Origin of the sequence: Aristaeella hokkaidonensis (genome assembly GCF_018128945.1) — a bacterium.
GTDB classification, from domain to species: Bacteria; Bacillota; Clostridia; order Christensenellales; family Aristaeellaceae; genus Aristaeella; species Aristaeella hokkaidonensis.
The window spans coordinates 3,110,134-3,131,012 of record NZ_CP068393.1 but is presented as its reverse complement, the minus strand read 5'-3'; the positions used below and the strand labels follow the sequence as shown (position 1 = coordinate 3,131,012).

Below are 20,879 nucleotides of genomic sequence, written 5' to 3'. Positions count from 1 at the left end.
ATTCAATGCTCTTTCGGCTGCCTCTTCTGCGGGGCAGTATAAAACCCGAAATGGGAGGAAGAAAGATGAGAAAACTGTTGTCCCTGTTCCTTGCACTGGCTTTGTTTGTCAGTGTGATGCCCGCTTTGGCAGAACCTGCTCCGGCTGACGCTGCTGAAGCTGTCGGTCTGCCCGCTGTCGGCGATGTGGTCGAAGGCTTTGAAGCCAAGGAAATCCGCCCCTTTGAGATGATCGGCGCGAACCTGGTACTTTTTGAACATCAGAAGACAGGCGCAAAGCTCCTCTATATCGCCAATGAAGATACGAACCGCGCCTTCCAGCTGACCTTCCCCACCCGGCCGATTGACAACACCGGCCTGCCGCATGTGTTTGAGCACAGCACCCTGTCCGGTTCCGCAAAGTATCCCAGCACCGGCTTGTGGTTCAACCTGGTCTATCAGTCTTACCAGACTTACATGAACGCTTACACCACCGACGCGATGACCAGCTATCCGGTCGCATCCCTTTCCGAGGAGCAGCTGCTTGCCCTGGCGGATTTCTATACGGACTGCTGCCTGCATCCGATAGTCAAAGAGCGGGAAGATATCTACCGTACGGAAGCCTGGCGCTATGAAATGGAGGACATGGACAGCCCCCTGACGCTGAACGGTACCGTATACAGCGAGATGACCGGCGCCATGACCCTGCAGGAAAGCGCTATGGACAACGCGAACCTGGTTACCTTCCCCGGTGCCGCCCTGACCTTCAACTATGGCGGAAAGCCCGAAGCCATCCCGGATATGACCTGGGACGCCCTGAAGGAATACCACGATACCTATTACCATCCGTCAAACTGCATCGGCCTGCTGTACGGTTCTTTTGAAAATTACACCGTGTTCCTGAAACTGCTGGATGAAGCCTTCAGCCCCTATGAGAAGAAGGAGTTCACTTTCACCGACAGCGGCTATACCCGCATCACTGAACCTGTTGTCACCAGTTTCCCCTATGCAGTGGCGGAAGGCACCGACACAGCCAACCAGTCCACCGTTTACTACTACATCATCTGCCCCGGCCTGAAACAAAACAAAGCTCAGCAGCGTGCAGCAGATCACGTCTGGATGCTGCTTAATGCCAATGGTTCTCTGCTCAAACAGAACCTTAAGAAAGCCTTCCCCTCCGGTTCCTTCTCCTGTGGCCGCGAGCTGGCCGCTCCGGATGATGCCCTCGTCTTTGTGGCAAACAACGTCAACCCGGAAGACGCGGAAGCTTTCCGTACAGTAGTCAACGACTCCCTGAAGCAGATTGCCCAGGATGGCTTTGACCCTGTTCAGCTGGATTCCATCGTAACTGCCCAGTTGCTGGATAATAAGCTGGCACTGGAAAGCGGGAAGCCGGTCGAATCCATCATGATGAGTATGGCGTATGATTACGCCGTCACCGGCAATCCCTTCGATTATGTCGAATCTACGGAAGACCTGGTTAATATCCTGGACGAAAACGCCAAGGGCCTGCTTACTGCCGCTATCAACGACTGGTATGTGGATCCTGAACTGTACACCCTGACCGCCACCTATCCCGAACCCGGCCTGAAAGAAAAGCAGGATGCCGCACTGGCCGACAAACTGGCAGAAATAAAGGCCGGTATGACAGAAGAAGCAAAGCAAGCTATCATCGACGCCACTCATGCCGAGCCCGAAGAAGATGATAACGCCGCGATGATTGCCGCCCTGACCCCTGTCGCCGTGGCGGATCTTCCCGAGGAAGTCCGTGAATACCAGATCACCGACGAAACCGGCGCAGACAGCGTCCGCCGCATAAGCGCCGTGGCCGGTGTGGACGGTGTCGGCAAGGCCGACCTCTACTTCGACGCACGTACGCTTCCCCAGGAAGACATCCACTACCTGCGCCTGTTCACCCGCCTGCTGGGTCAGCTGGATACTGATGCTCACAGCAAGGAAGAACTGGCCATCCTGATGGATCGTTATCTAATGTCCCGCACAATCGGTGTGGATAGCTTCGACACACCCGAAAAAGACAACGTACGCGCTTATCTGGTCGCTGAGTGGATCGCATTGGACGACGATCTCGCTGCCGGTTATGACCTGATGAAGGAAATCCTGTTCCATACCCAATTTACGGATCTCCAGGTGTTATCCGAGCGGATTACCGCCCAGAAAGCCTCTGTGCGCAACAGCATTACCAATGCGCCTTATATAGCACTCTACTCCCGCCAGGAAGGCGTCGCCGATCCCAAATCCAGGTATTATGATTATCTGAACTACACATCTTATTACGCTTTCCTGGAGGAGCTGGAACAGCAGATGGTCACGGAACCGGAAACGGTGGTAACCCGCCTGCAGAACATCCAGTCTTTCCTGGCCAACCGCAGCGGTGCCGTCGCCACCTTTGCCGGTAACGAAGCTTCCATCGCGGTGAATGCGTCCCTGGTGGATACCTTCTTCGCGGATATCGCTTCCGAAGAGCGAGAATATCCGGTCTATAACCTGCCGACTCCCCCAATCAAAGAAGGTATTTCCGTGGATGGTAACATCCAGTACAACTGCAACTGTGCTTCCTTCAGCCAGATCGATGTCGAACCGGATTATGCCCTCAACGTCATTGGATCCTTGATTGCGGACCAGTTGCTGGTTCCCGTCCTGCGGGATCAGATGGGTGCTTACAGCGTCTGGTGCGGTACTGACGGTGATTACGCCATGTACCTGATCTCCTACAGGGATCCCAACGTCAAGGCCACCTTCGACCTGTACGACTCCATTCCGGAAAAACTGGCTTCCATGGAGCTGACGCAGGAACAGATTGACGGCTATATCATGCAGCAGTATTCCAACCTGGCAAAACCTGAAGGCGAACTGGGCGGCGCAGTGACTGCCATGACCAACATCCTGCACTGCAGGCCTGCGGATGAAAAGCTGCAGCAGATGCGTGCCTACAAGAGTGTGACGCCCGAGAGTGTAAAGAACGCTGCCGGAGCCTATGCCAAGCTGATGGAAAAGGGCTGCCGCGGCACCGTCGGACCGATCGGCACCCTGCAGGCCAACAGCGAACTGTTTGACGCGATCCAGAACCCCTTCCACACTGAAGACCTGACCCAGGTTTCCTTCTCCGACGTAGCAGAAGACAACGAACATCATGACGCCATTTATTCTTCCTTCACCAGCGGTATGATGCTGCCGAAGGAAGACGGCCTCTTCGCGCCGGATGAACCTGCCACCGTGGGTGACTTCCTTGGCGGTCTGTATATGCTGATCGGCGGCGGAAGCAATGATCCGGAAGGCTGTAAGGAAGCCCTGGTCGGTTACGGCCTGGTCTCCGCAGATCAGGATCTGAATGCCGAACTGCATGAAGATCTCTTCTGTAATATCCTGACTGCCCTTGGTGCCGGTTTCTCCACCGACACCCCCGACGCGGCTGTAACGCGTGCGGACCTGGCAGACGTATTCGTCCAACTCGCCGGCGAATAAATCTATCCCTGGTATAAAGAAGGACTGCTCACCTGAGCAGTCCTTTTTCATCGGAACATAAAACAGCGGTGCTGCATGGCACAGCACCGCAAAAGAGGAGTGAATGTAAACATCTATATTCAAAACATCACTGCCGGTTTGCCGGCGGGATGATGTTCGTCATTGGCGGGAGCCGGCCGCGTCTCCCTTTGACATCTGTATCATAACCGGCTTACCTTATCTTCTGCTTATGATTATGTGAATAACGGATGAATAGTGAGTGTGTTCTTTGGGAATCTGCCGCAGCATATTACAGCCAGTATGGCTTGAGCTTGCCTACTGCTTGTTCATAAGGTTGAAAATATGTTTCAATATTCTCCTGTTCTCCTGGGCCTTCATGCCATGTCAGACGTTCCGGAATTATTACAGAACTCTTTCCGTTTTCTTTATGGTAAATATGGAATGTGTCTCCGGAAGGCTGCATATCATAGCATACAGAATCTTCATAATGATCCAGTTTCAGCCCTGTGAACTTTCTCTTCATAAGGTCAATAATCAATACCCCATAGTAAAAACAGGCAAACATATATCGTCCATCCGGAGTAACAACCGGTCGGATGTTCGGAAAAAGTACCACGCCTTCTTTGCAAGCCAGGAATAATGTCGGATGCTCATGATCAAACAGCACAGCTACTCGTCCGTAATACTTTCCCATGCCCACTTCAGCAATTTGATAAATCACAAACAGAGCATTCCCCAGGTAAGCCTCAACAGCCACATCGTCACACCATGGATCACCTTTGAATGTCCATCCATATAAGGATTCAAAAGGATAATTCCATCTCTTCAGCAAAGCAGCTGTCTCTTCACGCAGCATGATATCCCTCCCGGCATCCCGTTTTATCCGATATGACTTTCTTTTTTACTTGCCCTTGTTAATCTGCTTTGAAAAAACCGTTTTATGCTGTCTGAGTGTAGGCAGACCATCTTCACCGGCAGCACCGTCATAGAGAGAGTACCGGATGATAAAGGCCACTTTCCCCTCGTCCAGCTGTTCCTGCGTCACATCCCATTCACCTGTCCAGCTCCTTGTTTTACCGGCAGGAAGACCGTCTTCGCCGAACTCATTCACCTTCTTGTCATTAGGATAATACAGTGTCACCGGCTCATTCATGTCCTCCTCACCGGTATTGGTCACCGTTATAACAACTTGAATCTTCCCGGGCTCAGACATTGTATATTTGTCAAAATCCATCGTAACCATTGGACGTACGGAAGCCAGCCCGTTTGTTCCTGCTGTTCCCTCGTCCTTGTCTTTGTTCTGGGCAAAAGTATTCAGCAGTATCTCCAGATTCTGGACCTTCACCTTCAGATCCTCAATAATCTCATCCTTTTCCGCAATACTGTCATTCAGTTCTTTGATCTTCTCTTCTTTCCCGGCCAGTTCTGTCTCCAGGTTTTGTACGGTCTGTAAAGTCTCCTTCGTACTGTCACTCTCAGCGCTTAGGGATTCAATCTGGCTGTTTTTGCTCAGGATATCCGCATTTAACGCGTCGATTGATTTTGTCTTGTCCGTAAGATCCGTATTCAGGGAATCAATCTTCTCCTGTGCCGCAGAAATACTGCCTTCCAGTTCTCCAATCTTACTGTCTTTCTCAGAGATGGCTGCTTCCAGTTCCCCGACTTTGCTGTCCTTCCCAGCAACGATTGTTTCCAGCTCCCCGATTTTGCCTTCCTTTTCAGTAATTGACGCTTCCAGTTCCCCAATCCTGCTGTCCCTGGAGGATACGTCCGCGTTCAGGGCATTGATCCGTTCCACATACTGTTCCGCATCATTCGTCAACGCTGTAACCTGCTGTCCCATTTCCTGAAGGTCATCCTTCAGATCCTGGATCTTCCGGTCTTTCTCTTCAAGAACGTCTGCCAGTCCCTGGATCTGTTTATCTTTTTCTGCGATCTCCTCACTGAAAGCGCCATCCATATCATCCCGGATCAGCATATCCTGCTGCAGTGCTTCAATTTGTTCCTTTTTTTCTTCATACCCTGTATACAAACCAACCGTGGTTATCGCCAGAATACAGATAATCGCGATGAATAATGTCGTCCCCTTTTTCATTCCGGTCTCCTCCGCCTTCGAAAAATAGTTTCTCTCCTTATGCCGGCACCCATTCGTATCCGTTTTCTTCCGATTCCCATCAAACCGGTACTCTATGGTCAAATTATATCATGTGCACCGAAAACACGGTGTAACAATACCGTAAATTCTGCAAGCCATTTTCAGCAGTTCCCGAGGTTTTGCAGGTGTTCAGGTAAGAAATCCAGATTATGTATTTATATATGTTTTAGGAAACGGTTTTTGATTTCGCCGCAAAACCAGGATCTTTTTCGTTTCAGGCATAATTATATGGTTTCCTTTCACAATACACATATAAGCTCTTGGAGAGCGTAAGGCATGTAATCTTTCTTTCTATGCAGACTCTGCCTTACTCTTTACCACATCCAATGTATCTGGATTCCGTCCAGGTATAAATACTCAGATTGGCAAAATGAACTTTGCTATATCTCTGTTTTTAGCAATTATCTTTTCATCTTTGAGATCCGGGATGCCGGGAAATTTCAAAAAAGGACGCGGATCAATTTGATCCGCGTCTTTACTGTGTTTCGCTTCTCTGCAGTTATTCTTTCGACATCGATTGGATTAACTCTTTCAGGCTTTGGATAAACTTAGCCGCCTCTTCGGAATTCCTGGTCATTCGTCCTTTCCCAGTCTCCAAAATATGTCTGCCAAAAACAATACTCATTACTGCCATCTCTTCCGAATGAACGTATATATTCATGAAAGCACTCTCACAGAGGCTTTTTACATAGATTGAAATCCATTGCACAGGAGGGAAAGAAAATGAACAGCAACAGTTACGATATGACCCGCGAGGGAACGGATCCCAAACCTCTTACAGATGAGGAATTCACCGAATTCCAGAAGGCAGAAAAGCGCAAAGAGAGTATAATCGGCGTGATTTCTTCCGCCCTCCTGGACATTATCGACTTCTTCCTTTGATCATACTTTAATATATAGAAAGACGCGGATTGAGCTTATTCAATCCGCATCTTTTTATATCAACCGTTATTGCATCAATGCTTCCAGCTGGGCAATCTCACGTTTGGGCCACTGTACGTCATTGTCCTCTTCTGTCATTCCGTATTCTGTGAGCAGAGTTTCAGTAATCAGTTCCCAGGCCTTCTTCGCCTCCGCGTACCGTTCCAGTTTCTTGTACAGGAACGCCAGCGAGTACATCATGTCCAGCTTATGCGGAGCCGATTGGGCTTTATAGGCGTTGTTGAAACATTCTATGGTTTTCTCGTATTCATTGAGCCGGTTGAACCGCTCACCCGCTTCATACTGTCCCAGCCAGTCATCTTCAGGAATGCTGTTCCAGATCTCCTTCGCCTTCTGCGCTTCTCCCCTGGCCTGCGCGATATCCCCGAGCAGAACCTCCTTCATATACCGGTTTTCCCCTTCAAACTGTACCGCGTTCAGCAGTTCCTCGGCCCTGTCAAAATACTTTTTGCTGATCATCGCTTCAATCAGCATCCTATACAGGTTCCGGTTCTGCGGATATTTCCTGGCATACGGCTCACAGACCCGGATAAACCAGTCATTAGCGCTGTGTTGTTCATACTCGCCTCCGCCGCGCACTGCCCGGTACAGGGAGTATACCTCTTCATCCAGCGGGCTTTCTTCCATCGCTTTTTCCAGCATCCGTCCCGCCGCCAGCAGGTCAGTATTCGTTTTCGCCAGATAAACCTTTGCGTACCGTTTCACAGCGCCGGTATCTTTCGGATTCTCCTGCAGTACCCTGTCCAGCACGCGCTTTGCGTAGGCATAGTTCTGATCCGTCATGGCTTCACGCTTCAGCATGTTGTCAATCCGTTCCAGTTCATCCTCATGATTCACGGAGAACAGCTCATCAATCCGGACTCCGAAGAATGCCGCCAGCTTCGGCAGCAGCGTAATATCCGGCATAGTGGTTCCTGTTTCCCATTTGCTCACCGCCTGGAATGAGATCCTCAGATACGCGGCCAGTTCTTCCTGCGTGACCGAATGCTCAGTCCGCAGTCTTTTGATCACGCTTCCCATATTTAAATCCATGGTTGAGTTCCTCCACAGTTGTTATTGTCAGCTGACATCCGTATCATATCGTGCTTTCGCCAAAATAACAATAACTGCATGTTTTATCCAACTCAACCATTAAGCGAATTATAGGCTGGCAATATCAAGTCCCCACTTGCAACTCGTAACCATTCCATTTTTAAGTTTTAAGTCTTAAGTTTTCAGTATTCATTAATTTGTTACGGCCATTCCATACGCAAACAGCCGCTTCAGGTCTGTCCAGGCCATATTCCTGCCCTGGCCACCCATCACAGCCGCAATCAGAGTAATGCCGTTTTCCTGGTAGGCACCCACATAGCAGAAACCGGCAGTGGAAGTATAACCGCTTTTGACCCCTGCTGCGTTGGGAATATAGTATTCTGACAAAGGATTGAATATCTCCCATTTCTGGGTTATCACCAACTCTTCATCCCGTTTTTCCGTCTTCGGCAGGGTATACCACATGCAAGTCACAATTTCCCGGAATTCCTTCAGTGTCAGTCCGTACCGCGCCGCCTTTACCAGATCCCTTGCCGAGGTATAGTGTCCCTCTGCCGTATAACCATGTGGATTCACAAAATGGGAGTTTTCCATCCCCAGCTTTACTGCGGTCTTGTTCATCTCTTCCGCAAAAGCATCCACGCTTCCGGAACAAAGTACCGCCACCGCATTCGCCGCGTCATTGCCGGAGCGAATCATCATACCGTAGAGAAGATCCCGCATGATCATCGTTTCACCGGGAGTCACCGGCACCCGGGTACTGTCCGCCGGGATGTCCGCCGCCTCTTCTGGAATCACAACTGACTTGTCCGGATCGCATAAGGAAAGCGCCGTCAACAGCGTCATGATCTTTGTCGTACTGGCCGGTTCAGCCGGTTCATCCGCAGCTTTCTCCAACAGGGTTTCTCCGGTTGACGCATTGATCAGGCAAGCATGCTTCGCGTAAAGATATGTTTCTTTCAGGGTTTCCGGACGAGTATCGTCAAAATAGATCGGCGCTTCAAATCCATATTTGCTCAGGTCGCTCATCAGCAGCTTATATTCGTCTGTAGTAAGTTTACCATCCGGTTTAATCTGGTCCGGCAACTGTTCCGCCAGCTGTTTTTCAAATGTAAGCACTGCGGTTGCTGTGTTCGTGCCGTACTGTCCGTCCGCATGGCTCCGCATCAGGTTCAGGCCGATCAGCTTCTGCTGAACTTCCTTAACCCGGCTTCCCCAGCTGCCTTTCACCAGCATCTGGAGCAATCCGCTGTTTTCTTCTTTCATGATCAGCTCAACCGTCTTCGCATCAGGAGTTCCGGTTGATTGTATATCAAATCCCTGTTCCGCCAGCAGTGTCTGCGCCAGTGCAATCGCCGCGGAAGACTTCTTGCCGAGGATCCCGTCTGCTTTGCCGATCTCATATCCCAGGTCAAGCAGGCGCGTCTGCAAAGCTTTAATATCCGTTCCCTCAGCTTGTGCAGGCAGGAACGACAGGAGCATGCAGACAGCCAGCACTGCACTTATCATTCTCCGAAAGGATAATCTCACTGTGTTCGCCTCCTGCCTGTGTCCTTAATCTGATAATAGAACGACAAACCAGGGGTTCTCCATTCCTTCCCTCAGCTGATCGTATAGTAGACGTCTATCGTCATGTTTTTGTTGTACACTTCATATACCCTGTCTGTCAGCTTTATTCCTTGTTCCTCCGCGTATTTCCGGATAATCCTGTGCGCTTCGGATACTTTGGAAAAGCCTCCCGGATAATTCAGGTGCAGGCAGTGGGGTTCCCAAATCTCCATCGTATCCTCGCCAGCATACTGTGAAACAGGCAGGCAGGTAATCATCCTGAATTTCCCGTCATCCAGCAGCCCTTCATATCTCACAAAATGAGAACCTTCTGCATTCATTCCCTCCCGGGCAACCCTTTCATACAGTTTCCCCACCGACATGCCCAGGTTTTCCAGTTCCACATTCTCTTCGATGCAGATACACTTTGTTCTTTCAAAAGGCTGTGTATCCGGTTTACCGTCATAAGCTGTTTCCTGCTTCCCGGTTTCTCCGGCCAGTGCCTTCAGCTCTTTCAGCAGTTCATCCTTCTCCCTGATCTTACTGTCGACAATCTCCTCTTCCTGAACCTTCCCATCCAGGATCTGCTTGATTTCAAAAAGGGATAATCCGATTTTCCGGAGTCTTTTGATTCTCTCCAGGGTTTCCAGCTGTGTGTCGTCATAATAGTGATATCCGTTTTCCTCGTTAATGCTGACAGGCGCCAGGAGCCCCTCTTCGTGATACAGCCGCAGTGCTTTTCTCCCCACGTTTCCCATTACCGCGAACTGTCCTCTTGTATACGTCATTTAGCCACCTTCCTTCTCCTGACTTTTCCCAGGAATCCGATATGCAGCGGGAGGATTTTATATAAAGTATACTCCCCGTACTTTTCATATTCGCTTCTGTGGTAGAACTTCTCCACCGCATCACAGATTGAATCAATACAGTTGTCATTCAACTGTTTGCCCAGTTCTTTTGTTGCCAGATCTGGTGAACCGATATGGCCGTACTCACCCATGGCCTCCAGCTGTTTCTTTCGGAAGATCATATCCCTGTCTGTGATCCTTGATGACGGCAGTTCCCTGAATCCTTCCCGCACATACTGCTCATCAATATCCAGCAGGCTTGAAGTTTCAATCCATCCGGCATGATAATCATTGCCGTGTTCTTTTTCAAAAGCTTCCAGCTGTGCCAACGGCTTCACACCAACGCCCATAAAGATCTGCCCCATCGGCGCAAAAACGCTCAGCCCGTTCCTGGCGTTTGCCTTCCTGACCGCCTTTTCAATCGCGATCTGGTGCTGCGGATCCGCATGGGAAGCGATCACAACAATATGCCAGAATCCCATACATTGTATACTTTCCAGTATCCCGCAGGCAATTCTGCAAGTATCCTTCATGGAGAAATGAATGGATCCGTAAAACTCATTTACGGAAGCTGCCGCAACCGGAAACGGAGGGAGATAAAAACATTCTGCTCCCAGCCGCTGCTCCAGTTTTTGCATTGCTCCTTTGCTCCAGTATACTCCTTCCAGCAGATCTGTGGCCAGCGGAAGACACCATCCGTGTTCTTCAATTGGCGCCATCACCACAAAAACAATACTCTTTTTCTTGTCAGCCGCCTGTATTTCCTTCCAGGTCATAAGGCTCAAATCTTTCATCGTCCGTCCTCCATTCTTGATTTCGGACGAATCATAAGCCTGGCCGTAAAGGCCAGGTCAAGAGGTTCTTAATAAATTATATAAAAACCCGCTGTGCAGATGCACAGCGGGTTTTTCCGGCCACAGCCGGTTCATTGTTCATTAGTTAAGCTCGCATTTGAACCGTCCGAATTCATATTTCATTTTCTTGCCGTTTGTGATGATCAGGTACCAGTACTCAGGTGTTTCTGTCCAATTGCCGTTCTCATCCTTCCGGATACTGATCTGCCGGGATTCGTAGTACTTTCCGTCTGTCACTTCCTGTACGGTCAGCTGATCGCCTTCCCGCGTACAGATCACCAGCTGTGTTTCGGGGATCGTCCTGACGATATCTATGTTCAGCTCTCCGAGCACCAGGCTGTCCATATCCTTCATCGCTTCGCTGTGCTGTTCCAGCTGCAGGCTGAGATCGAAAACACCATTGGCATGTTTGCCGTCCAGGTACAGATTGTCCTCAAAGCCAACCCGGACCTCGTCCCTTTTGGAAGTACCGAATTTGACTCCGTCAATCACTGCCCGGCCCTTATCGCTGTTATCCTCCAGCGTAAGCACGTCTCCCGGCTGCCAGGCTGTCAGCGGCTCAGCCGCGTTTTTTTCCGCGTCACGCAGGTATTTATCCTTTACCTTGATTTTCGCATCCTTCAGGGCAGACCACTTATATTCTTTCTTCGGTCCCTCGACAAACTGCACACCCAGCTTGTCAGGTTCATTGCCGTCCAGGATCTGGATGTCATATCCTTCCGGATAAGTCATCGTCATCAATCCGTCTATTTCTATTCCAGCAATAGGCAGGTTATTCTCCCCCTGGTAAAGGAAAAACAGATTCGGAGCATTCCCGCAGATCCCGACATAATAATTCACAAAGTCTTCTGGCGACCTGGCCTTAATCAGGCATCCTGTAGCCAAGCCCGAATATATATAGTCCCTGGGCATTCCGCTCTCCCGTGCCAGTCCGTTCTCATAACTGTCCTCATAACCTGTCAGGTCAATAAAGTAATAGTATCCGTCCTGATAGATAAAGTTGAACACATGTCCGTTGTTGTCTGCACAGGAATAGCTCAGGAAACCAATTTGCTCATAATCCCCGCTCAGGATATAATTCAGCCAGTTGCTGTCTGTCGCGCAGCAGCCTGTATTGGTGCGCACCGCATCGCGTCCGGGTTTATGATGTTCCCACTTGATTTCGTTCTCAAGGATATCTGCGTTGTCTTCTGTATAAGTGAAACCGCTGATCCTGAAAAGCTGGATTGCTTCGTACAAGGTAGAGATTTCTTCCTGCTTCTCCTCCGGACTGTGCTCCACCATGTCGGCAATTTCCCGGTTGGTATAGCGTGTTTTCCCCAGCGTGTTGATCGGAACCCACCAGACGCCGTCAGCAAGGATCATTCGGAAATCCGCTTCATAGCGAACCCTGTCTATGTCATAGTCCGGGTTCACCGAAACAATCTCTGCAGCGTCATATGGTATGTAGTTCAATCGTTGGATTACACCGTAAAACTCAAGCTCATGCCCGTTATCATCTGTGCCGACGGCCGCAACAATTTCATACCTGCTGGTCCCGTCCGCAGGATAAGTGGAGCGATAGGAAAACACATAACCGGGAGCAATACGTTCCGGCCCGGCAGGAAGCAAATCCTGGCTCAGATCCTGTAACACGCATGTTCCGTCAGGTTGCACTGTATAGGAAAGCACCTGTTCCAGCATAAGCCCTACATTGTTGGTCACCATCATATCGACCATATAATAGTTCTTTACGTGTTCATCTTCCCGGCCTACACACGGAAGCACCGGACCGTCCGGGGCCCAGATATACAGTTCTGAGCAACCCTCTTCCTTGTAAGCATTGGTCGCGTAATTCGTGTTTACCAGTTCCCACAGCGCTTTGTCCCCGCCCTCTTCAACGGCTTTCTGAATCTTAGTAATCCTTTTTTCAACAGGAGCCGTTTCCTCTGCGCACGCCGAAATCACGGACGCCGACACGCACAGGATCATACACAGTGCCAGGGAAATCAGTTTTCTCAACATAGTATTCTGCTCCTTTTTCATTTTGGAAGGTATTGATCGGATATCGACAACTGTTTCTGTAGGATATATTTTACCCTACCCCTCGTTTTGAAAAAAGTATATAATTTGTATTGGTCAGTAAACAGGATGAAAAAAGCAAATTACAGGGGTCTATTTTTCCACACGCACCTCCGCCGAATCGGTTGAGCTGAACACAACCACTGCGTTATTGGATTTTGCCGCATAAATGGTATGATGCTTCTGGAACGTTCCGGAAATAAAAACACGGAGGAACACTTATGATGTATCTGTCAGCAAACCTGAAAAAATACAGGATCATGAAAGAACTGACCCAGGAAGATGTGGCTGAATATCTGGGAATTACGGCGCAAAGCGTTTCCAAGTGGGAACGGGGGGAATCGTATCCGGATATCACGTTCCTGCCCGCGCTGGCGAATATCTTTGAAACCAGCGTGGACCTGCTGCTGGGGATGGATACGATCCGGGCGGAAGAAACCCGGCGGGGGATCCACGCCAAAGCGGTGGCATATCAGCAGGAGGAGGATTATGAGGCGGCCGCGAAGACCTATCGGGAAGCACTGCTGACCTATCCGAACGACCCCGGCATGATGCTGGGGCTGGCAGGAGCCCTGGCGCTGCAGGGCGAAACCGCGGAAGCCATTGAACTGATGGAAAAAGGCCTGCCGCTTTCCGCGAACGAAAAGCAGAAGGCCACCATCCGGGCCGCGTTATGCTTCCTGTACCTGAAGGCCGGAAAAGAAGACAAGGCAAATGCCCTGGCCTCTCGGCTGCCGCACATGAGGGAAAGCCGGGAAGTTATACAGCCGCTCGTTCAAAGCACCATGGACAGTGCAGCGATTGAGGAGAATGTGAGGAAGATACTCTTAGGATGAGGTAGGAAGCAATGGGCGAAGCCCAAATGAACAATTAAGAATTAACAATTAACAATTAGGGTTCGTATAAAAGAAGCTCCGGGGATTTATCCCCGGAGCTTTGCTTTTTCACGGAAAAGATAGACGCCGATTATATTATGGGATTTATCATCCACCGCCGCGCCATACAGTTTTCCGGCTTCTTCCCAGACATGCCAGATATGTTCCAGGTGATGCCGGGAGATCACTTTACCGTCCCAGCCAAAGAAAACAACCGAATCAAAGGTAAATCCTGCCACACCGCAGCAGAGGCACGCTCCTGAAAGGATCATATGGCGTGGATAAACCGGAAGCTCCAGCCGGATCCTGCTTACTTCGCGGCTGGTAAGATCCGTCCGGACGATCTCCCAGCCGCCGTCATTTGTTTCATGGGACGTATAGGCACAGTGTCCGACATAATCACCATACTCAAACCCGCAAACATGTTCTTCAGGCAAGGCAGTCCGGATCTCATTGAGCTCCCTGTCCAGGAAGACAAACGCTCCGGTTTTGCGGCTGGAATACACATAACAGTCCATTTCATCGCTCCAGCGCATATACCGGACGTTGTCATCATCAAAATCCCGCTGCGCCAGGACGGATCCGTCCTCCGGCGACAGTCGCCATGCTGTGCACCGTGCACTGTCCTCCCGGTTGCCCCGGATTACCACGATTCCGTCTTTGCCGACGATCGGTTCATACAGAAACCTCTGCGCGCTCAGGTCCGGCAGGAAAAACCATTGTTCCTGTCCCTGTTTATCCGAGCAGATAATTCCTTCCCCTGTCCGGTAAATGATCCCATGGCCCTTTGAGTTCGTCATGAGTACCCGGATTCCCCGCATAATCCCCGGAAACAATTTGCCGTTCCCGTTCTGCAGGCTCACAGGCCATTCTTCCCGGGGCAGCAGTTCCGTCTGATAACGGTTCGGCCGGTTGCGCAGGGCCTTGGCCCGCGCGTTCATCCGGTCGTAGGTTTCGGAGCTCTTTGCCACCGGAGGAATCTCTTCCTGTTCATAGGCGGCGTCAAAAGGCAACCCGAAGGTTTCCTCCAGTAAAGCCAGTTTTTCATCCACTGACATGCCGCGTTTGATGGCCCACAGCTTCTTCAGGGCCAGGGGATCATCCTGGAAAAGGTTCTCCGCCATGATCCTGACCTTTGAGTTATACTCACCGCAGTCCAGATAGGAAAGCTTTTTTCCGTCCCGGTAGTAATACAGGCCGAAGGCCTCGTCATCATAGAGATAGAAGATCAGGACGTCGCCGGGAATAAACCGGGCCAGATACATGAGTTTCCGGGTATTGAACTCTTCCAGGAGCAGCACAGACCAGTCACCATATCCGGTCAGCAGACGGCTTCCCTTCGGCAGCCTTTCCCTCAGGCTGTCCGCATGCTCATTTTTGCAATACAGGTTGCAGAACGACGCGCCCATTCACTTCTCCTCGTTTCAGCTTTGAGTAAAATATTTTTTGTGTCCCATGATCACCGGGTTCTCCGGGAGCTTGCCGGAATCCGCCATATAGATTTCGATCATGGAGAAGGTCCTGCTCATTTCATGCAGAAGCACCTCGACCGGATAACCATGATCCAGGGATACTTCCAGTTCCAGATAACTGCGCCCCGGCTTTGCCACAGAGTATTCAATGGTTCTCGGCAGGAACAGGAAAGAATAATAGGGAGTGCTCTCTTTCGAGACAATATTCTCTTTCCGGAGCAGGTCGCTGTGCGGATTTTGCTCCTTCTCCAGTTCTGACGCCAGGGCGTCAATGACATAGCATTCCAGCGGCGTCAGGGTTTGACAGTCTTCCCCTTCGATCAGGTTCAGGTGGACGTTCTTCGGCTCCCCGTCAACGACAACATACACCACCTGGTGATGCCAGAACGGGATGATGTTCCGGTCAAAATCACCCACAATCTGCTTCAGGAGCGCATTATTCCGGCGCTCCAGGTCCGCGGTGTTGTAAATTGTAAAGACGTAGGTTTTATAGGGCAGCCAGGACAGGTCCCGGATCTGTTCCAGGTACCGGTCCGCCCCGCCCCCGCAGTGCTGGGGAAACTGAAGTTCCTTCTGAACCACGTCAATGAAATCCTGATAACTGCTGATTTTTGATCCGTCAATAGTTACTTCCATCTGGGCAGTGGCCGGAAGATACGCCTCCTGCTTTACCGGCTGTTTCAGCTTGGAAGCCTCCTTCAGCAGGTAGTCATGAAGCATCCGTTCCGCCTTACCAATCTCATCGATAAACGGATCATTGACGTCGTACGCATCATTATCCAAATAGATATGACAGGCTCCGCTGATACAGTTGTAATTGAGATCCTGCTCCAGCGCCAGGAGCTGCTGCTCATAACGGTAGATATAATCTTTATAAATCCCGGCGTTCCGGACCGCTTCCTTCTTCCGGAAAGTATTGAGTACTTTCCGGACCTGGTCTGTCATCGCCTGCTTGTCCAGAATCAACGGTTTCTCTTCAGCGGCTTTTTCCGCAGCTTTCTTCGCTTTTTCTCTTTTCAGCCCTTTGAATCCGCTGTAAATCATGCCTATGGAAGCGAGCCCCAACAGGATCGATAGAACCAGAGGCTGCTGCCAATGATCCTTCATCTGGGTGAATGCTCTTACGAATACATAGATGGAACCAGCAGTCCCAATAAAGCCGACGGCTATATCCTCTTTCGGGGTAAAGGGCTTTCTGCTCATGTTGTTTTTATCTCCTGTGTGAATCACACAACCGTTATTTTTTCCGTCCCGCGCCGCAGCTTTCACAAGTCGTATAGTCTTCTTTCTGTGCGGTACCGCAGTACGGGCAGAATACGAATTTCTTTTCGGCAGGCTTTTCCACCTTTACCACTACAGGAGTCGGAGCGGGAGCCGGAGCCGGCTTCTCTTCATGCGCAAACCTTTCTGAGAAATCCTCCACAGGCCCCAAACCATCGTTTTCCTCGTCCTGATTCGACATACGAAAAGCTCCAACAGCTATGGTTATCAGAGCCCCTATAATAATCGCAATGCCAAGGGTTCTTCCGGAATCGCTCCTTGAGAAGGGAGAATAGGGATAATAAGTATAACTGCTTGTTCTTGCAGTAATGATAATCCCAATAATAAGCACAGCAAATCCACTGATGATGGTGCCCAGCGGAGTCGTTTTCTTTTCCATCGCTTCTTCCCTCCTGTATGTTTTCTTCCCCGCCTCCACATACCCCGGTCTGTGTTTTTATCTTACGCGCGTCAGGCCTTATAATACAGTATACAATTCGCAAATTATAATATCGTATTCCTCACTCAGCGGTTATGAATGAACGCCTGGTGACGGAATGAAGCGGCTTATAGCTTAATGCTATTATAAATAGAGGTGAAGGCGGACGCTATACTTTGCGGGAAAACGTTACTTAAACGTTACATGTTTTACAGGAACAGGAGAAAACCGGATAAGGAACCATCCTCGTGTCAGTATCTCCCAAGAATTGCTTCAATCTGGCTCAGGATGCTTTTATATTCAGTGTTGAGCCGGCATTGAAGAGAAACATTATCTCTTCGGATATAAAACTCTGTCAGGCCGGATTTTGGCGGAAACAGACTTTTGTAATCTGCTTTCAGAATCGAAAACAATTCACACAAGTCGGCTTGTTCATCAGATAAGGTAATTCCGATATTGTTTCCCATACGCCCTATGATCTGTTCCGCATATCGGGTCTCCGGTTGATTTTCATTTTTGAGGATCGTGTATAAACTACGCAGAAGATGATCCAGTGAACGGATATCTGCTATATCATGATTCATGCGTTTACCCTCTCTGCCGCTGCTGATCGGTCATGTTACTGCTATTATAAACAGAGGGGATGGCGGATGCTATAGCTTTAGGGAAAACGTTACTCAAACGTTACATATTTTACGGGAAGAAGGGGAAAAAAGATAATTCAGAATTCATAATTATCCGCTGGCGTGAAGGCTGCGATGTTCCGATTAGGTTCCCGAACGTGAACGAGCTGGGAGATCTCTCCACGCGGACACTTCGTGTCCTTGGTCGAGATGACAGTTTAGCGTTACGATGTTCCTTTGAATTGAAGGTTAACATCTCCGGAGGATGACAGCGTGGAGGCTACGGAGCGTAGAAGCAGGAACGTGACAAAGGGACAGACCAACTGTCACGTTCCTTTGGAATGATGACAGTTGGTCTGTCCCTATTGTCACATTCCAACCTTAATGTTCCGACAGCAAAAAACGGACACTGGGGACTGTCCCCAGTGTCCATTAGTGCCGAAGGCGGGACTTGAATTCGGGGAAGCCTGTCTTTTAGGTGATGGCGCGTGCCTCCGAGCCTTATTTTTCAACAGTTTCGTTATTTGACGTTTTTAGCCATGATGACCAATTATGCTCCAATAAGGGTCAAAATTAGGGTCAAAATTCTTACCATTTTTTGGTAATTCTCGTTGATTCTGCGAACCTTACAACACAGACCATTAATCATCAAGTCTGTCCACCCATTGATCCACATCATCTATACCCGCGTCAATTTTTTCCTTCAATTCCGTCCATTTTACCGGCTCTGTCATTTTCTTAACCACACTCAGCCTGATTGTCTTCTGGTCCGGAATCCCGATCCGATCGCACCGTTCATTGATCCTGTATGTCGGAATTACATAGAATTCCCAGCTGTCAATCTTTAGCGGATCAAAGGTCTCATAGTTCCTTTGGGTGTTCAGACAGAATACATATAATTCGCTCTGTCTTGACAGTTTCTTTGTATCACTGTCATCTTTTACAAGCCAATAATTGTTATGTGACGGCGCTATGGAGAACGTACGAACATCCGACTGTTTATTCCCGTTCCAGGAATGAATATAGCTGGTAGACTTTACCTCGATACGCTTGCACTTATAGGATACATCATATCCTGTCCATTTAAGCACATTTTCAGCCTTTGGAATCTCCAGCGCCCGGCATACAAGGAATTCACCAATCGTCCCCACCATGCTGATCAAGGCGCCAAATTCAAACCGCCAGAAATCCAACACAGAAAAAGCCGGACTCCCTTTCACAATAAACATTTCATCTTCTGTAAAACTATGATACTGCGTCATCTGCCGGCGTCTTTCCGCCACAGCTTTTTCCAAACGCTGTTGTCTTTCTTTGTTTGCACCCATTGTCATTCTCCAAAGTGTTTATACTACTGACGGAATATGTCTTACATATTATTATCGTTCAGTCTTATCCTTCACTTCAGTAATAACGCTGTTACTGATTATTCCATATCCTTTTTCATCTAAATAATAGTACTTCTGGAACGGGTTTTCTCCCAGCTCATATTTAGTATAAATAATTGGAATATTGTATCCGGAATTGCCTTCCATATCATAAGTAATGATATCTTCATACTTGAGGCATAGTAGCTGCCTTGCATCTGTTTTAGACAATGAGGCCCTTAAGAAATATTCAACTTCTACCTGCTGACAACTATAGTCCCAAAGCAATAATCCTTCATCACAAAAATCATAGATTTCATATCTTCCAAAGCCTCCATCAGTATTCCACTTCTGATCCTGACAGTCTTTGGACATGATAATAACATCTCTGTATATATATTTCAGAACTGGCCTCTGGCTTATTTCATATGATGAAACGTTCAGTTCTTCAGGGTTCCGGAGAAAATCCTTTTTCATCTCATTTTTCATCTGGATTATCTTTTCCATATCTGGCCGGATGACCTTTTCTTCTGGATATGAAGCGTATGTATGGTTTCCCTCCAGGACAAACTTTTGCCTATAATTGACATCGTTTCTGGAATACTCAATTATCACAATTTTGGGAATTCCATCCGCACCAGCAGGGTATATATCCCGCGACAAAGTGTAAACGGTGCCTCTCAAGAGTGTATCAGGCGATTCCATATAGCAGACAGAAATATGATACGGCTGGTTTTTCTGCACAACAGAATCAATACTTCTTCCAAACACTTTCAGGTTTTCGACCATAACATCATTCTTTAGTTCAATGGCGAACAATACATTCTTGTGATGTGAGGATAAGCGGTTTCCTGTACCATCTATCGGTTCTGCCGTTCCAGGAACCTGTTTGTTAGTTTCAAGAATCCTAATCTCAAACTCCGGAATTTGGTTTTGAGTTGCTGTTTCCGTTCTCTGTATTTCTTCCTTTTTCTGAAGTTTTTTGAGGAGCGCATCCCTGATTCTCCCCCACCGTCTGTCATCTGGTTTGTTCAGTTCAAATTCGCCACAAACCTTATCCCGTAATTGTTTAATCCTGTCCATCAGGATCTCGTCATCTCCGTCACAATAGACGGCCATCATATCCTGTCCAATGCATCCACGTATTTTATCCGGACTAAACCCCGGAAGCAAGATAATATCCGAATCAGCCTTTGTTACCCAAGCCGCGCCCATTTCATTCAAGCAATCCGGGCTTTCGTAATAGTTATCTGACAGAAGAAATAGCATATGAAGATCATAATTCGTGAATTGTTCTCTCAACCATTCATATATCCTCTTTCCATTGGGGATCAGGTGATCCGGAACAGAGGTACACACAATATACCGTGATGAAACGCCAAGATCCTCCAGAAAATCAACCATTGCTGCTGCATACTCAACATCTTTACTTCGATGGGAAATAAAAATTTTTGTTTTCACAGTTTGTGCGTCCTCGTTTCTCTGTTCATCAATCATGCTCACGGCTGTTTCCCATTTGCCCAGTGCGCAATCTGTATCATTACAGTTACTAACATCTTTTGATAATTCACACTGAAACGCATTATCATTCTCGTCTTCTAAAGTAAACACAGCATAAAAAGACTTTGCACCGATAGGACGTTGTCGTAAATACTTATGATCATATTTAAATTGATATTCCTCATTCTGGCCCAAAGATGTTGGAAATGAATTGTTATACAAAAGAATGTTTTCCGTATCCCCATTGCCCTCTTTTAGAACAAATGATTGGAGAGTCATATTTGAGATAATTGATGACGATACATTTTTTATAACAAAATATATACTATTGTCTTCTTTCACACATCGCAATTCGAATTTGGGTTTTGCCATCTTGCACCTCAAAAAGCTCTTAGAACACTATTTACGTTCATATTCAATGGTACTTGCATAAAACCTCTATAAC

General features: G+C 48.5%; 16 protein-coding genes. 3 read left to right on the top strand and 13 right to left on the bottom strand.

The window, feature by feature from the left end:
• Positions 1-65 precede the first annotated feature (65 nt).
• Complete coding sequence (locus JYE49_RS14075; protein ID WP_179217362.1) at positions 66-3,461, top strand: insulinase family protein; 3,396 nt, start codon at positions 66-68, stop codon at positions 3,459-3,461.
• A gap of 289 nt (positions 3,462-3,750) precedes the next feature.
• On the opposite strand, the gene JYE49_RS14070 is transcribed toward JYE49_RS14075, so the two are convergent.
• Together JYE49_RS14070 and JYE49_RS14065 are read right to left on the bottom strand one after the other, a co-directional pair.
• Positions 3,751-4,317, bottom strand: coding sequence for a hypothetical protein (locus tag JYE49_RS14070; RefSeq protein WP_093957649.1), 567 nt, complete (start codon positions 4,315-4,317; stop codon positions 3,751-3,753).
• A 45-nt stretch (positions 4,318-4,362) separates the two neighbouring features.
• Positions 4,363-5,556 (bottom strand): coiled-coil domain-containing protein, encoded by a 1,194-nt coding sequence (locus JYE49_RS14065; protein WP_093957650.1) that lies wholly within the window; start codon positions 5,554-5,556, stop codon positions 4,363-4,365.
• Between the two features lie 783 nt (positions 5,557-6,339).
• Here JYE49_RS14065 and JYE49_RS14060 point away from each other — a divergent pair.
• Positions 6,340-6,498, top strand: coding sequence for a hypothetical protein (locus JYE49_RS14060; RefSeq protein WP_179217363.1), 159 nt, complete (start codon positions 6,340-6,342; stop codon positions 6,496-6,498).
• Between the two features lie 66 nt (positions 6,499-6,564).
• Here the strand turns inward: JYE49_RS14060 and JYE49_RS14055 are convergent, their stop codons facing one another.
• The 5 genes from JYE49_RS14055 to JYE49_RS14035 all read right to left on the bottom strand — a co-directional run bounded on the left by JYE49_RS14055 (position 6,565) and on the right by JYE49_RS14035 (position 12,844).
• Complete coding sequence (locus JYE49_RS14055) at positions 6,565-7,590, bottom strand: helix-turn-helix domain-containing protein (RefSeq protein WP_093957651.1); 1,026 nt, start codon at positions 7,588-7,590, stop codon at positions 6,565-6,567.
• 192 nt (positions 7,591-7,782) lie between these two features.
• Complete coding sequence (locus JYE49_RS14050) at positions 7,783-9,099, bottom strand: peptidoglycan-binding protein (RefSeq protein ID WP_093957652.1); 1,317 nt, start codon at positions 9,097-9,099, stop codon at positions 7,783-7,785.
• Positions 9,100-9,191: 92 nt separating this feature from the next.
• Positions 9,192-9,926 carry a MerR family transcriptional regulator gene (locus tag JYE49_RS14045; RefSeq protein ID WP_093957653.1) on the bottom strand — a complete coding sequence of 245 codons (735 nt, stop codon included), beginning with the start codon at positions 9,924-9,926 and terminating at the stop codon, positions 9,192-9,194.
• On the bottom strand, positions 9,923-10,780 hold the full coding sequence (locus JYE49_RS14040) for a creatininase family protein (RefSeq protein ID WP_093957654.1): 858 nt from the start codon (positions 10,778-10,780) through the stop codon (positions 9,923-9,925). Before JYE49_RS14040 ends, JYE49_RS14045 begins: the two co-directional genes overlap by 4 nt.
• Positions 10,781-10,921: 141 nt before the next feature.
• Positions 10,922-12,844, bottom strand: a complete 1,923-nt coding sequence (locus JYE49_RS14035) for a hypothetical protein (protein WP_093957655.1) — start codon at positions 12,842-12,844, stop codon at positions 10,922-10,924.
• 278 nt (positions 12,845-13,122) lie between these two features.
• On the opposite strand from JYE49_RS14035, the gene JYE49_RS14030 reads away from it, so the two are divergent.
• Entirely contained in the window at positions 13,123-13,737 is a 615-nt protein-coding gene (locus tag JYE49_RS14030) for a helix-turn-helix domain-containing protein (protein WP_093957656.1), read from the top strand.
• An 86-nt stretch (positions 13,738-13,823) separates the two neighbouring features.
• Here JYE49_RS14030 and JYE49_RS14025 read toward each other — a convergent pair whose 3' ends face one another.
• The 6 genes from JYE49_RS14025 to JYE49_RS14000 all read right to left on the bottom strand — a co-directional run bounded on the left by JYE49_RS14025 (position 13,824) and on the right by JYE49_RS14000 (position 20,806).
• Positions 13,824-15,185, bottom strand: coding sequence for a hypothetical protein (locus JYE49_RS14025; protein ID WP_093957657.1), 1,362 nt, complete (start codon positions 15,183-15,185; stop codon positions 13,824-13,826).
• 15 nt (positions 15,186-15,200) lie between these two features.
• Positions 15,201-16,451, bottom strand: a complete 1,251-nt coding sequence (locus JYE49_RS14020; RefSeq protein ID WP_093957658.1) for a barstar family protein — start codon at positions 16,449-16,451, stop codon at positions 15,201-15,203.
• 34 nt (positions 16,452-16,485) lie between these two features.
• A complete protein-coding gene (locus JYE49_RS14015) occupies positions 16,486-16,908 on the bottom strand; it encodes a hypothetical protein (protein ID WP_093957659.1) in 423 nt (140 codons plus the stop codon).
• A 290-nt stretch (positions 16,909-17,198) separates the two neighbouring features.
• Positions 17,199-17,531, bottom strand: a complete 333-nt coding sequence (locus tag JYE49_RS14010) for a hypothetical protein (RefSeq protein ID WP_093957660.1) — start codon at positions 17,529-17,531, stop codon at positions 17,199-17,201.
• 680 nt (positions 17,532-18,211) lie between these two features.
• Positions 18,212-18,895 carry a hypothetical protein gene (locus JYE49_RS14005; protein WP_093957661.1) on the bottom strand — a complete coding sequence of 228 codons (684 nt, stop codon included), beginning with the start codon at positions 18,893-18,895 and terminating at the stop codon, positions 18,212-18,214.
• Positions 18,896-18,946: 51 nt separating this feature from the next.
• Positions 18,947-20,806 (bottom strand): toll/interleukin-1 receptor domain-containing protein, encoded by a 1,860-nt coding sequence (locus JYE49_RS14000; protein ID WP_093957662.1) that lies wholly within the window; start codon positions 20,804-20,806, stop codon positions 18,947-18,949.
• Positions 20,807-20,879: the final 73 nt, after the last annotated feature.

What these genes read in the sequence shown, in the direction of transcription:
- JYE49_RS14075 (WP_179217362.1), top strand. Translation starts at nt 66, where the DNA reads ATGAGAAAACTGTTGTCCCTGTTCCTTGCACTGGCTTTGTTTGTCAGT.
- JYE49_RS14070 (WP_093957649.1), bottom strand. Translation starts at nt 4,317, where the DNA reads ATGCTGCGTGAAGAGACAGCTGCTTTGCTGAAGAGATGGAATTATCCT.
- JYE49_RS14065 (WP_093957650.1), bottom strand. Translation starts at nt 5,556, where the DNA reads ATGAAAAAGGGGACGACATTATTCATCGCGATTATCTGTATTCTGGCG.
- JYE49_RS14060 (WP_179217363.1), top strand. Translation starts at nt 6,340, where the DNA reads ATGAACAGCAACAGTTACGATATGACCCGCGAGGGAACGGATCCCAAA.
- JYE49_RS14055 (WP_093957651.1), bottom strand. Translation starts at nt 7,590, where the DNA reads ATGGATTTAAATATGGGAAGCGTGATCAAAAGACTGCGGACTGAGCAT.
- JYE49_RS14050 (WP_093957652.1), bottom strand. Translation starts at nt 9,099, where the DNA reads ATGATAAGTGCAGTGCTGGCTGTCTGCATGCTCCTGTCGTTCCTGCCT.
- JYE49_RS14045 (WP_093957653.1), bottom strand. Translation starts at nt 9,926, where the DNA reads ATGACGTATACAAGAGGACAGTTCGCGGTAATGGGAAACGTGGGGAGA.
- JYE49_RS14040 (WP_093957654.1), bottom strand. Translation starts at nt 10,780, where the DNA reads ATGAAAGATTTGAGCCTTATGACCTGGAAGGAAATACAGGCGGCTGAC.
- JYE49_RS14035 (WP_093957655.1), bottom strand. Translation starts at nt 12,844, where the DNA reads ATGTTGAGAAAACTGATTTCCCTGGCACTGTGTATGATCCTGTGCGTG.
- JYE49_RS14030 (WP_093957656.1), top strand. Translation starts at nt 13,123, where the DNA reads ATGATGTATCTGTCAGCAAACCTGAAAAAATACAGGATCATGAAAGAA.
- JYE49_RS14025 (WP_093957657.1), bottom strand. Translation starts at nt 15,185, where the DNA reads ATGGGCGCGTCGTTCTGCAACCTGTATTGCAAAAATGAGCATGCGGAC.
- JYE49_RS14020 (WP_093957658.1), bottom strand. Translation starts at nt 16,451, where the DNA reads ATGAGCAGAAAGCCCTTTACCCCGAAAGAGGATATAGCCGTCGGCTTT.
- JYE49_RS14015 (WP_093957659.1), bottom strand. Translation starts at nt 16,908, where the DNA reads ATGGAAAAGAAAACGACTCCGCTGGGCACCATCATCAGTGGATTTGCT.
- JYE49_RS14010 (WP_093957660.1), bottom strand. Translation starts at nt 17,531, where the DNA reads ATGAATCATGATATAGCAGATATCCGTTCACTGGATCATCTTCTGCGT.
- JYE49_RS14005 (WP_093957661.1), bottom strand. Translation starts at nt 18,895, where the DNA reads ATGGGTGCAAACAAAGAAAGACAACAGCGTTTGGAAAAAGCTGTGGCG.
- JYE49_RS14000 (WP_093957662.1), bottom strand. Translation starts at nt 20,806, where the DNA reads ATGGCAAAACCCAAATTCGAATTGCGATGTGTGAAAGAAGACAATAGT.